At 64.2% G+C, this 11,133-nt stretch carries 12 protein-coding genes; 7 read left to right on the top strand and 5 right to left on the bottom strand.

The annotated features are described in order from the left end of the window. The first annotated feature begins 82 nt into the window (after window positions 1-82). Window positions 83-1,531 (top strand): DEAD/DEAH box helicase, encoded by a 1,449-nt coding sequence (locus EJ070_RS26910; protein ID WP_126094081.1) that lies wholly within the window; start codon window positions 83-85, stop codon window positions 1,529-1,531. Between the two features lie 67 nt (window positions 1,532-1,598). Here EJ070_RS26910 and EJ070_RS26905 read toward each other — a convergent pair whose 3' ends face one another. Both EJ070_RS26905 and EJ070_RS26900 read right to left on the bottom strand, forming a co-directional pair. Beyond that, on the bottom strand, window positions 1,599-2,585 hold the full coding sequence (locus tag EJ070_RS26905; protein ID WP_126094080.1) for an alpha/beta fold hydrolase: 987 nt from the start codon (window positions 2,583-2,585) through the stop codon (window positions 1,599-1,601). Window positions 2,586-2,745: 160 nt separating this feature from the next. Further along, complete coding sequence (locus EJ070_RS26900) at window positions 2,746-3,594, bottom strand: SDR family oxidoreductase (protein WP_126094079.1); 849 nt, start codon at window positions 3,592-3,594, stop codon at window positions 2,746-2,748. A gap of 196 nt (window positions 3,595-3,790) precedes the next feature. Here EJ070_RS26900 and EJ070_RS26895 point away from each other — a divergent pair, with 196 nt between their 5' ends. From EJ070_RS26895 to EJ070_RS26880, 4 genes are read left to right on the top strand one after another with little or no spacing between them, the layout of a single operon-like run. Beyond that, entirely contained in the window at window positions 3,791-4,825 is a 1,035-nt protein-coding gene (locus EJ070_RS26895; protein WP_126094078.1) for a cysteine synthase A, read from the top strand. Continuing rightward, window positions 4,825-5,568 carry an alanyl-tRNA editing protein gene (locus tag EJ070_RS26890; protein ID WP_126094077.1) on the top strand — a complete coding sequence of 248 codons (744 nt, stop codon included), beginning with the start codon at window positions 4,825-4,827 and terminating at the stop codon, window positions 5,566-5,568. Before EJ070_RS26895 ends, EJ070_RS26890 begins: the two co-directional genes overlap by 1 nt. Window positions 5,569-5,614: 46 nt before the next feature. After that, window positions 5,615-6,466, top strand: coding sequence for a 3-mercaptopyruvate sulfurtransferase (sseA, locus tag EJ070_RS26885; RefSeq protein WP_126094076.1), 852 nt, complete (start codon window positions 5,615-5,617; stop codon window positions 6,464-6,466). A gap of 5 nt (window positions 6,467-6,471) precedes the next feature. Beyond that, window positions 6,472-7,035: a GNAT family N-acetyltransferase gene (locus EJ070_RS26880; protein WP_126094075.1), complete on the top strand. Its 564-nt coding sequence runs from the start codon at window positions 6,472-6,474 to the stop codon at window positions 7,033-7,035. Window positions 7,036-7,084: 49 nt separating this feature from the next. Here EJ070_RS26880 and EJ070_RS26875 read toward each other — a convergent pair whose 3' ends face one another. Next, entirely contained in the window at window positions 7,085-7,495 is a 411-nt protein-coding gene (locus EJ070_RS26875; protein ID WP_126094074.1) for a GFA family protein, read from the bottom strand. A 207-nt stretch (window positions 7,496-7,702) separates the two neighbouring features. Here EJ070_RS26875 and EJ070_RS26870 point away from each other — a divergent pair, with 207 nt between their 5' ends. After that, entirely contained in the window at window positions 7,703-8,170 is a 468-nt protein-coding gene (locus EJ070_RS26870; protein ID WP_126094073.1) for a DUF1203 domain-containing protein, read from the top strand. A gap of 397 nt (window positions 8,171-8,567) precedes the next feature. On the opposite strand, the gene ald is transcribed toward EJ070_RS26870, so the two are convergent. Next, entirely contained in the window at window positions 8,568-9,683 is a 1,116-nt protein-coding gene (gene ald, locus EJ070_RS26865; RefSeq protein ID WP_126094072.1) for an alanine dehydrogenase, read from the bottom strand. 213 nt (window positions 9,684-9,896) lie between these two features. Here ald and EJ070_RS26860 point away from each other — a divergent pair, with 213 nt between their 5' ends. Next, window positions 9,897-10,370: an Lrp/AsnC family transcriptional regulator gene (locus EJ070_RS26860; protein ID WP_126094071.1), complete on the top strand. Its 474-nt coding sequence runs from the start codon at window positions 9,897-9,899 to the stop codon at window positions 10,368-10,370. 4 nt (window positions 10,371-10,374) lie between these two features. Here EJ070_RS26860 and EJ070_RS26855 read toward each other — a convergent pair whose 3' ends face one another. Continuing rightward, a complete protein-coding gene (locus EJ070_RS26855) occupies window positions 10,375-11,034 on the bottom strand; it encodes a 5-formyltetrahydrofolate cyclo-ligase (protein WP_126094070.1) in 660 nt (219 codons plus the stop codon). Window positions 11,035-11,133 lie beyond the last annotated feature (99 nt).

The following is an 11,133-nucleotide window of genomic DNA, read 5'->3' as shown; positions in this document are numbered from 1 at the left end:
GTTTCCTGACAATTTTCGCCGGCAGGTTGCGCCCTGCCGCCATCGCTGTTTGCGGCATCGAGCCGCGTGAAAGAAGATTATTTTGACCAACGAAAACCAGGCGGAACAGAACGGTTTCGCCACCCTAGGAATCACCGGCGCGCTGCTCAAGGCCGCGAACGCCGCGGGCTTCATCGATCCGAAGCCGATCCAGATGCAGGCAATCCCGCCGCAGCTCGAAGGCCGCGACATATTCGGCATCGCCCAGACCGGTTCGGGCAAGACGGCGGCTTTCGCCCTGCCGATCCTGTCGAAGATCATCGGGCTCGGCACCAAGCGCCGGCCGAAGACGGCGCGCGCGCTGATCCTGGCGCCGACGCGCGAGCTCGCCGTGCAGATCGAGGACACGATCAAGCTGCTCGCCAAGGGCGCGCATATCTCGACCGCGCTCGTGCTCGGCGGTGTCTCCCGCTACAGCCAGGTGAAAAAGGTGGCGCCCGGCGTCGATATCCTGATCGCCACGCCCGGCCGCCTGACCGACCTCGTGCGCGAGGGCGATCTCATCCTTGCCGACACCAAATGGCTGGTGCTCGACGAGGGCGACCGCATGCTCGACATGGGCTTCATCAACGACGTCAAGCGCATCGCCAAGGCGACCGCGCCCGACCGCCAGACCGCGTTGTTCTCTGCGACGCTGCCGAACGAAATCGCCGAACTCGCCAAGGGCCTGCTGAAGGACCCGGTTCGTATCGAGGTCGCGCCGCAGAGCACGACCGCGGCCGAGATCGTGCAGAGCGTGGTGCTGGCCCGCACCAAGCAGAAGCGCCAGGTGCTGTCCAAGATGCTGGCCGACGAGGCGATGCGCTCGGTGATCGTGTTCTCGCGCACCAAGCACGGCGCCGACCGCGTCACCAAGGACCTTGCCCGCGACGGCTTCAACGCCGCCGTCATCCACGGCAACAAGTCGCAGAACGCGCGCCAGAAGGCGCTCAACGATTTCCGCGACGGATCGGTGCGCATCCTGGTGGCGACCGACATCGCCGCGCGCGGCATCGACGTGCCCGGCATCAGCCATGTCGTGAACTTCGACCTGCCGGATGAAGCGGAAAGCTATGTCCACCGCATCGGCCGCACTGGCCGCAACGGCCGCGACGGCATCGCGATCACGCTTTGCGATCCGTCGGAGAACGGCAAGCTGAGGCAGGTGGAGCGCATCATCCGCATGCGGCTGCCGGTCATCGCCGATCATCTTGGCAGCCCTGATCCGCAGCGCGATCCGAAGGAAAAGACCGAGCGCCATTTCGAGCCGGCCAACGATCGGGAGCATCACGGCGGCCGCCGCGATGGCCGTCGCCCCGGCAGCGGCAACAATGGCAAGAAGCGCTTCGGCGGCCAGCCCAGCGGCGAGCGGCAATTCGCGCCGAAGCCGCAAGGCGAACGTCCGGCAGGCGCGAAGCCGAATGGCGAGCGCAAGCCTGATGGCTTCAAGCGCTTCAAGGGCAACAACAAGCGTCGTTTCGGCGGCAAGCGGCCGGCGAACCGCGCGGCTTAAGTCTCTACCAACGCCTGATGGAAAATGGGCACGGACGGCCGGAGTGTTACTCCGGCCGTTTCCAATTTCACTGGCTTGATTGCTGCATGAGCGCCTTCACCCAGACCACGATACGCTCGGTGAGAAAGGCCGTGGTCTGCGGTGACAGCGCATCGCCCGCAATGACGTGGTTGTCCGGGTCGCCGGTATCGTCGACCGGCACCAGTTCGTGCGGGCCACCCCAGCGGCCGGCGATCTCGCGCGTGCGGTCCGGCCGCACCACCTTGTCGGCATCCGAGAAGATGAACAGGGCAGGGATGGTTGCCTTCTCGACCGGCGCGCCATAGGCGAGATCGGTGAGCGCGGCCATCGGCAGCGTCGCCGCCATCGGATATTTGGTGGTCCAGAATTTTTCGTGTAGCGGGTTGCGCGGCGGAAAGCTGCGCTCCTTGCCGCCGACGATCTCGGCGATCTGTTTACCCCAAGGCATGGTCAGGAGTTCGGCGCCGGACGCCTTGACGCCGAAATTCGGCGAGATGAACGCGATCGCCGCGACGCCGTCGGAGGCGCCAGGCTGGGTCGCCGCCCATGTCGCCAGCGAGCCGCCGGTCGAGGTGGCGATAACGATCACCTTGTCACCGATCGCGCGGCCGATGGCTAAAGCCTCTTCATAGTCGTTGATCCATGCGTTGACGCTGCCCTCGGCCATGGCGGCGCCGTCCTGCCCGTGACCGGTCAAGCGGGTGTAGAAGAGGTTTGCGTCCAATTCGTCGGCGACGTCGTCCGGCAGCGGGCGCACCTCGCCTTTCGAGGCCGAAAAGCCATGGATGTAGACGATCGCAAGCTTCGTCTTGGCGTGAACCATCGGGTTCGCCCAGATGATTTCCTTGTCCAAGCCGTCGCGGATATTGGGCACGGCGGCTTCTTCGCGCGCCAGATATGCCTGTGGATCGTCGCCGATCACCGACGGATCGAAGCGGATTGTCGTAGAAACCGCCACACGTGGGCCGAGAAAGAAACCAGCGACAAGGATGACGGCTAGACCCAGTACCGCAAGCACGATCCGCCGCCCCATCGCCGACTCCAAGCAACAATTCTCAACCTATGGCCGCATTCGCCGGCAGGCAATCGCAGTGTTGCCGGCTTAAGGCACGCCTGAGCGGGTCTATGCGACGCGCGCTATTCTTCTTCGCATGTTGCAATCCCAAGCCTGCTGCGCAGTTTGGGTGGCATGTCTATGCCGCCTGGTCTGGAGAGGTGCCCGTCTTGCCGGGCATCTTGCGGTCGAAATTCAATGGCCGTGCCCACCAGCTCGTGGTCAGCCCGATCACCAGGCGGCCTATGGGCCGCGGCAGCAGACCGAGCAGCTTCAAGGGCCAGCTAATGTGATACGGGAAGGTGACTTCGAAACCGCCCTTCCGGATGCCTCGCGCCATGCGGCGCGACGCCCGGTGAACGGGCATCAGGCCCGGCATCGGCAGCATGTTCTTTTCGGTCAGCGGCGTGTCGACGAAGCCCGGATTCATCACCTGGATGCGGATGTTCATCTTGTCGAAGTCGTATTTCAGCGATTCCGCCAGGATGTTGATCGCCGCCTTGGTGCCGCCATAGGCCGCGGTGGTCGGCCAGCCGGAATAGGCAGTGACCGATCCGACCAGAACGACATGCCCGCGCCCCCGCGCGCGCATATAGTCGACCACGGGCACCAGGCCGTTGACGATGCCGAAATAATTGACGGCGAAGGAGCGGTGAAAGTCGCGCACCACAAGGTGTTCGCCCGGGGTGGCGATGTAGTTGCCGGCGTTGAAGACGGCAAGCACGATCGGCCCCATGTCCTTCTCGATCGCGGCGACCGTCCGTGCCATTCCTTCTTCGTCGGTCACGTCGCAGGGAAAAGATTCTACACGGCCGGTCATCTGCGCCGTCTCGACCAGCAGCGTGTCGACCGGATCGCTCGGCAGCGCCGTCACCGCGACTGTATAACCCTGCCTTGCGAGATCCTTGGCCAGCGCCCGGCCGAGGCCGCTGCTGCCGCCGGTGATCCAGGCGACACCGTCCTTCGGATTGGCCCGGTAGAGTGTCATTGAAAGTAGTCCTGCGAATTATCTGGGTCAGTGCTCTAGCGATGTAGAATTCGGATGAAAAGAGCGCTTTTGGGCATATCGTCGAAATGATTGGGAGCGTTGCAGCATCCGGAATGCGACTGGACCAGGCAAAATCTTGCCTTGAAACCGAAGCCTCCGGTTTCTAGGGTCTCGCCGCACGCATAAAGGAATCCTCATGCCCCGTAATGTGATCGAAGCGATCGGCAACACACCCTTGATCCGGCTCAACAAGGCTTCGGATGCAACCGGCTGCGAGATCCTGGGCAAGGCCGAATTCATGAATCCGGGGCAATCTGTCAAGGATCGGGCCGGCCTGTTCATCATCAGGGACGCCGAGCAGCGCGGATTGCTGCGGCCGGGTGGTGTCATCGTCGAAGGGACCGCCGGCAACACCGGCATCGGCCTGACGCTGGTCGCCAAGGCGCTTGGCTACCGGACTGTGATCGTCATTCCCGATACGCAGAGCCAGGAGAAAAAGGACACGATCAAGATCCTGGGAGCCGAGCTGATCGAAGTGCCGGCCGTGCCCTACAAGAACCCCAACAATTACGTGAAGCTGTCGGGACGGCTCGCCGAGCAGTTGGCGCGGTCGGAGCCGAACGGGGCGATCTGGGCAAACCAGTTCGACAATGTCGCCAACCGCGACGGCCATATCCGCACCACGGCGGAAGAGATCTGGGCCCAGACCGGCGGCAAGGTCGACGGCTTCGTGTCGGCCGTCGGCACCGGCGGCACGCTCGCCGGCGTTGCGATCGGACTGAAGGGCAAGAGCAGGCAAGTCAAGATCGCGCTCGCCGATCCGCTGGGCGCCGCCCTCTACAGCTTCTACACCAGCGGTGAACTGAAGGCTGACGGCAGCTCGATCACCGAAGGCATCGGCCAAGGGCGCATCACCGCCAATCTCGAGGGCTTCACGCCGGACTTTTCCTACCAGATCCCGGACGAGGAGGCGCTGCCGATCATCTTCGACCTGATCCAGCAAGAGGGTCTCTGCGTCGGCGGCTCGACCGGCATCAACATCGCCGGCGCCATCCGGCTGGCGCGCGAGCTTGGCCCGGGCCATACCATCGTGACCATCCTCGCCGACTACGGGACACGCTACCAGTCGAAGCTCTTCAATCCCGAGTTCCTGCGCGGCAAGAACCTGCCGGTGCCGGGCTGGATGGAAGAGAAGGCCGATATCTCGGTGCCGTTCGAAAAGGTGGCGTGATGGGGCACAGAACCGAAGCGCTGTTTCGCGACGACGCCTATCTGAAGACGGCGGAGGCGCAGGTCGTCGCCATCAACGACCGCGGCGGCATTCTTCTTGATCGGACCATCTTCTACGCCACGTCGGGCGGACAGCCCGGCGATACCGGCATGTTCGAACGCGCCGATGGCGGCCGCGTCGCGATCGCCGCCACCATCACCGGCGAGACCAAGGACGAGATCATCCATGTGCCGGCGCCTGAACAGGCATTGCCGGCGGTTGGCGAAAAACTGAGGCTCGCAGTCGATTGGGAACGCAGGTATCTCTTGATGCGCATGCATTCCGCCTGCCATCTGCTCACCGTCGTCTGCCCGTTTCCGATCACAGGGGCTGCGGTTGCCGAGGACGATAGCCGCGTCGACTTCGACATTCCCGATGCCGGCTTTACCAAGGAGGACGTGACGGCTAGGCTGATGGAGCTGGTGCGCGCCGACCATGCGATCTTCACGCGGCTGATCACCGACGAGGAACTGGCCGCCAATCCCAGCCTGGTGAAATCGAAGAATGTGCGACCGCCCGTCGGCACCGGCAAGATCCGCCTGGTCTGCATCGGCGAGAATGCGTCGGTCGACAGCCAGCCCTGCGGCGGCACCCACGTGAGGAGCACCGGCGAGGTCGGCGAGATCCACATCGGCAAGATCGAGAAGAAGGGCCGCGAGAACCGGCGCTTCCGCATTCGCTTCGGGCCGATGCCGGCGAATTGACGAGCCAGAACGGACGAAGTCGCGAGAGGCGGGCAGGAGCAGGAAGATGGCCGAGGACAGCCCCTTTATCGTCGACGCGGACTGGCTCGAGAAGCGATTGGGCGAGCCTGGGCTCACCATCATCGACGCCTCCTGGTACCTGCCGGCGCAGAACCGCAACGCTCACGCCGAATACGTCGCGGCCCATATTCCCGGCGCCCGCTTCCTCGACCAGGATGCCGTTTCGGACCCGGATTCCAAGCTGCCGCACACATTGGCGTCGCCCCAGTACTTCGCGCAATATGTCGGTTCCATGGGTGTTTCGGCCGACGACACCATTGTCGTCTATGACGGTCCGGGCCTGTTTTCGGCGCCGCGCGCCTGGTGGATGTTCCGCGTCATGGGCGTCTTCCAGGTCTACATCCTGAACGGCGGCCTCGACCGCTGGAAGGCGGAAGGGCGGCCGGTGACGGCGGAGCACACCAGGATAGCGCCTTGCGTCTTTTATCCCGATTTCGACGCAAGCCGTGTCGTCAGCCTCGACGAGATGCGCCGGATTGTCGGAAGCGGGAAAAGCCAGATCGCCGATGCGCGCTCTCCCGGGCGTTTCGCCGGAACCGACCCGGAACCGCGTCCGGGCGTCCGTTCCGGCCATATGCCCGGCGCTCACAATGTTCCGGTCGCAGCACTTGCCGAAAATGGCGAGCTGTTGCCCGGGGACCGCTTGCGCAAGGTGATCGAGGATGCCGGCATCGATCTTTCGAAGCCGGTCGTCACCTCATGCGGATCGGGCATCACCGCGGCGGCGATCACGCTGGCGCTGGAGACGCTTGGCCATACAGACAACAGGCTTTACGACGGCTCATGGACCGAATGGGGCGGGCTCGACGACACGCCTGTCGTGACGGGCAAGGAATGACGGCGATGGAAAATAGTGTGCCTAAGGATATCGAGGTCACGGTCACATTTCTGGAAATGCATGTGCCGCCGGCCGCGTCGCCGCCGCTGCCGTACAACCGCCAGATCGCGCTGCTGAGGACCAAGGACGTTCCGCTGCATTTCTACCGCTATCTGATGGATCGCGTCGGACGCAAATGGCACTGGGTCAATGTGCTGAGGCTGAGCGACGAGGAACTGGCCGCCGGCCTGCATCGCGAGGACCGCGACATCAGGGTGCTCTACCTCGACGGCTCCCCGGCCGGCTTCTTCGACCTCAAGCCGCATCTGCCGGACGAAGTGGAACTCGCCTATTTCGGCATGATGGAGCACGCGCACGGCCAAGGCATCGGCCGCTGGTTCCTGGGTGCCGCGATCTCGGCTGCCTGGGCGTATGGGCCAAGGCGCGTCACGGTGCAGACCTGCACGCTCGACCATCCGGCGGCGCTGCCGCTTTACCAGAAGCTCGGCTTCACACCGGTGGCGCAGAAGAAGGAGGTCGTGCATCCGATGACCTTCGCCGAGCGCTCGGCGAGTGTGATGAGGCCATAGTTCGGGGCGGAGCTAGGCAGCAAGGAACCGGTCGACTGCGTCGATGCCCCTACGCCACCGGCGGCGGCTGGCCCTCGAAGGTCGGCAGCGAGGTGTCGATACAGGCCCAGGGAGGCGCCTTGCTCGTCCAGATCGTCGCTGCGGGCCGGATCACGTGCGGATCGTCGAGTGTGCCCGCGCGCACGAAGATCAGATGCGGGCGCGATTCGGCTTCACTAAAGAGATGCACGCCGCAGGCTGGGCAGAAGCGCCGGTGCATCCTGTTGCCGCTGTCGGCCTCGCTTTCGTAATCGCGCATCTCGCCGGCGATCTTGATGTGCGCTGTCAGGAAGCAGACGCTCACCGCAGCATTGCCAGCCGCAATGTACTGGCAGAAGCGGCACCAGCACAGCCGCGCTGTGATGGGCTCCGCGCGGCTCTCGTAGCGGACTGCGCCGCACAGGCATCCTCCAGTGATCATGCTCGGATCATCGCCAGACCTCAGCCGCCCACGCGCCACAGCCTTCTTCTGCGATCATCTTGGCGCGGAGTGCCGTGCCTGGCGAGTCTGATAACGCACTATTTCGATATTGCGCTCCGAGCAACGCGCGGTCCGCTTGGCAGGAATCGGGTGGGAGGCGCCGTCGCGCGGGCATAATTTCCGGTCAACGACACCGGAGATTTCGCCATGAGCATCCAGTTCAAAGCCTTGCCGACCGAAGCCGTGCGCGCCTTGCAGCGGGGAGGGCCGGACGCCTACGGCCGCACGTCTGAGCAAAGGATTTCCGACGGCGACGGCGTGCCGTGCCGGCATTGCATGAAGAATGTCGCCGCGGGCCAAGGCTATCTCATCCTCGCCTACCGGCCTTTCCCGGAACTTCAGCCTTATGCCGAGACGGGGCCGATCTTCCTGCATGCGCAGGAATGCGAGCGCGCCGCGGAGGCGGATGCGCTGCCCGAGATGCTCGAGAGCAGCGACTACATCGTGCGCGGCTATGGCAAAGACGACCGCATCGTCTACGGCAGCGGCGCCGTCATCGCGACCGGCGACATCGCGGCCCGCGCCGAGACTTTGTTCGAACGCGACGACATCGCCTACATCCACATCCGTTCGGCGCGAAACAATTGCTACCAGTGCCGGATCGAGCGGGCATGAGGGAAAAAAGATGCCCGCCGATGGTCTGGCGGGCAGTTGGGAAAAAGCCTGCGACAGAAGCCATTGGCGAAATCGCCAAGCAGGCCGGTCGTGTCTAGGCACTTTTCCCCGGCGCCGAATGTGAAACGCTTCACACAACGCATATTGGAGGGTCGGCATTTTCGAAGTCGAGAGAGCGCCAGTAACGCTGTCGCATTGCCGTCGTATAACCGCGTTAAAAGGATAGTCGTTGATCGATGGCCGACCGCGGATGGACCGGCGGCACATCGCAACACCGAGGAAGCGGGGCTCTGGCTCCGCTTTTTTGTTGCCCGGATTTCTCGCGCGAGAACCAGAAAAGAAAAAGCCCGCCGGAAGGGCCGGCGGGCGCGACAGGAGGAAGCTGTTTTCTTCTAAATCAGGCGGCGAGAACCGCCTTCGGCTCGACCATTTCGTAGCCGAGCGCTTCGGCGACGGCGCGGTTGGTGATCTTGCCCTTGTGGACATTGAGGCCGTTGCGCAGGTGGTGGTCGTCGACCAGCGCCTTCAGGCCCTTGTCGGCAAGCTGCAGGCCGTGGTGCAGCGTCGCGTTGTTGAGCGCATGCGCGGAGGTGACCGGCACGGCGCCCGGCATGTTGGCGACGCAATAGTGGATCACGCCGTCGACCTCGTAGGTCGGCTCGGCATGCGTCGTGGCATGCGAGGTCTCGAAGCAGCCGCCCTGGTCGATGGCGACGTCGACGAGCACCGAGCCCTTCTTCATGCCGGAGAGCATTTCGCGGGTGACGAGCTTGGGTGCGGCGGCGCCCGGGATCAGCACCGCGCCGACGACGATGTCGGCCGAGAAGCACTCTTCTTCAAGCGCCTCGACGGTCGAGTAACGCGTATGGACGCGGCCGCCAAAAATGTCGTCGAGCTGGCGCAGGCGCGGGATCGAGCGGTCGATTATGGTAACGTCGGCGCCGAGGCCGGCGGCCATCTTCGCCGCATGCAGGCCGACGACGCCGCCGCCCAGCACCGTCACCTTGCCCGGCAGCACGCCGGGAACGCCGCCAAGCAGCACGCCGCGGCCGCCATTGGCCTTCTGCAGCGCGGTGGCGCCAGCCTGGATCGACAGGCGGCCGGCGACTTCCGACATCGGCGCGAGCAGCGGCAGGCCGCCACGGTCGTCGGTCACCGTCTCATAGGCGACAGCGGTGACGCCGGACGCCAGCAGGCCCTTGGTCTGCTCCGGATCCGGAGCAAGGTGGAGATAGGTGTAGAGGATCTGGCCGTCGCGGAGCTGGACCCATTCGTTGGGCTGCGGCTCCTTGACCTTGACGATCATGTCCGACTTGGCGAACACGTCGGCGGCCGTCTTGGCGATGGTGGCGCCGGCGGCGCGATAGGCGTTATCGTCGGCACCGATGCCGGCACCGGCGCCGGTCTCGACCAGCACCTCATGGCCATGCGCGACATATTCGCGGACCGAGCCGGGCGTCAGGCCGACGCGATATTCGTGGTTCTTGATTTCCTTGGGGCAGCCGACGCGCATTTTCTTCTCCTGTCCGGCCCTTGAAAGGGCGCTCTCCCTGTTATTTCCGGGCATGCCGTTAGGCCCAAAACCACCTCGCAGTCTTGGGCGACATGCATGAGACGCAGTGAAGCATGAATCGTTCCGTATGTGTTTGCGAATGCGCTTGCGGTAGCGTCGAGTCTTCGATAATCGTTGCGCGAAATACCCATATGTTCGCAGGAACCACGAAAAATGTCGCTCGATAGGATTGATATCGCCATTCTGGAAGCTTTGCAGAAGGATGGCCGGATCCCCAATGCGGCGCTTGCCGAGAAGGTCGGGCTGTCGCAGTCGGCGTGCTCGCGCAGGCTCGACAATCTGGAGAAATCCGGAACCATCCGCGGCTATCATGCGCGGCTTTCCAACGCCGCGCTCGGCCATCAGATGACGGCGATCGTGCATATATCGCTGTCGGGGCAGTTCGAGAAGACGCTGTCGGACTTCGAGGCGGCGATCAAGCGCTGCCCGAACGTGCTTTCTTGCCATTTGATGTCGGGCGAATACGACTACATCCTGCGCATCGCGGCGAAGGACCTCGCCGACTATGAGCGCATCCACAAGGAGTGGCTGTCCGCCATGCCGCATGTGACGAAGATCAACTCGTCCTTCGCCTTGCGCGAGATCATCGATCGCACGGCGGTGGGCCTAAGGCCGGAGATGGCCTAGGCTTCTAGGCCCCATAGGCCTCCGTCACCACCTCGCTCATCGGGATGTCGTGCGGCCGCGGGTAGATGGTCGGAATGCGCTGCAATTCATAGCCGACGCCGATGACCAGCGGCCGGAACGGCATCGCGGCCAGCGTGCGATCGTAGAAGCCGCCGCCATAGCCCAGCCGGAAGTTGCCGGGAGCGATGCCGACCATTGGCGAGATCACGATGTCCGGCAGCACCGGATCGCCCACGGCGGGGATCGGAATGTTCCAGACACCCTTTTCCAGCCGGTCGCCCGGCGCATAGGCGCGAAACACCAGTGGATGGCCTTTCTCGATGACGACGGGGAGCGCCGTGCGGCCGCCGCGTTCGTTGACCGACACCATCCAGCCGCGCAGATCCGGCTCGCCGCGGAACGGCCAGTAGAGGCTGACCATGCGGCCGGCAACGTCGCCGATCAGCGCGTCGAGGCTCTCGGCAATGCGCGCCGACATGGCCGCGCGTGCATCTGCTGAGACGGCAAGCCGGGCGCCGATCAACCGTTCGCGCTCCGCCTTGCGCCAGCGCCTGACATCGGTCCAGTCGGAGAGCGGCATCCGATAAGTCGGGTCGAGTTCGTGCATGAAACAAGGCGGCGAGGCGTATTGGGCTGGGCTCTCGTCATCGCGATTGTCAGTCATGCTTCACTCCTGTCGCTCTGCCCCACGCTATACCCGACGCTCCCAGAGCGGCATGCGCGTTCACGACACCCAGCGGCGACTCCCGGGCAGGAGCGTGGC

Origin of the sequence: Mesorhizobium sp. M1E.F.Ca.ET.045.02.1.1 (genome assembly GCF_003952485.1) — a bacterium.
Lineage (GTDB): Bacteria > Pseudomonadota > Alphaproteobacteria > Rhizobiales > Rhizobiaceae > Mesorhizobium.
Note: the sequence above shows the minus strand (reverse complement) of the source record. Positions and strands in the feature narration are given on the sequence as shown.

Bases quoted from the DNA above. Each gene is read 5' to 3' on its own strand.
- EJ070_RS26895 (WP_126094078.1), top strand. From the start codon at position 3,791: ATGCCCCGTAATGTGATCGAAGCGATCGGCAACACACCCTTGATCCGG.
- EJ070_RS26855 (WP_126094070.1), bottom strand. From the start codon at position 11,034: ATGACTGACAATCGCGATGACGAGAGCCCAGCCCAATACGCCTCGCCG.
- ald (WP_126094072.1), bottom strand. From the start codon at position 9,683: ATGCGCGTCGGCTGCCCCAAGGAAATCAAGAACCACGAATATCGCGTC.
- EJ070_RS26870 (WP_126094073.1), top strand. From the start codon at position 7,703: ATGAGCATCCAGTTCAAAGCCTTGCCGACCGAAGCCGTGCGCGCCTTG.
- EJ070_RS26880 (WP_126094075.1), top strand. From the start codon at position 6,472: ATGGAAAATAGTGTGCCTAAGGATATCGAGGTCACGGTCACATTTCTG.
- EJ070_RS26900 (WP_126094079.1), bottom strand. From the start codon at position 3,594: ATGACACTCTACCGGGCCAATCCGAAGGACGGTGTCGCCTGGATCACC.
- EJ070_RS26905 (WP_126094080.1), bottom strand. From the start codon at position 2,585: ATGGGGCGGCGGATCGTGCTTGCGGTACTGGGTCTAGCCGTCATCCTT.
- EJ070_RS26860 (WP_126094071.1), top strand. From the start codon at position 9,897: ATGTCGCTCGATAGGATTGATATCGCCATTCTGGAAGCTTTGCAGAAG.
- EJ070_RS26890 (WP_126094077.1), top strand. From the start codon at position 4,825: ATGGGGCACAGAACCGAAGCGCTGTTTCGCGACGACGCCTATCTGAAG.
- EJ070_RS26875 (WP_126094074.1), bottom strand. From the start codon at position 7,495: ATGATCACTGGAGGATGCCTGTGCGGCGCAGTCCGCTACGAGAGCCGC.
- sseA (WP_126094076.1), top strand. From the start codon at position 5,615: ATGGCCGAGGACAGCCCCTTTATCGTCGACGCGGACTGGCTCGAGAAG.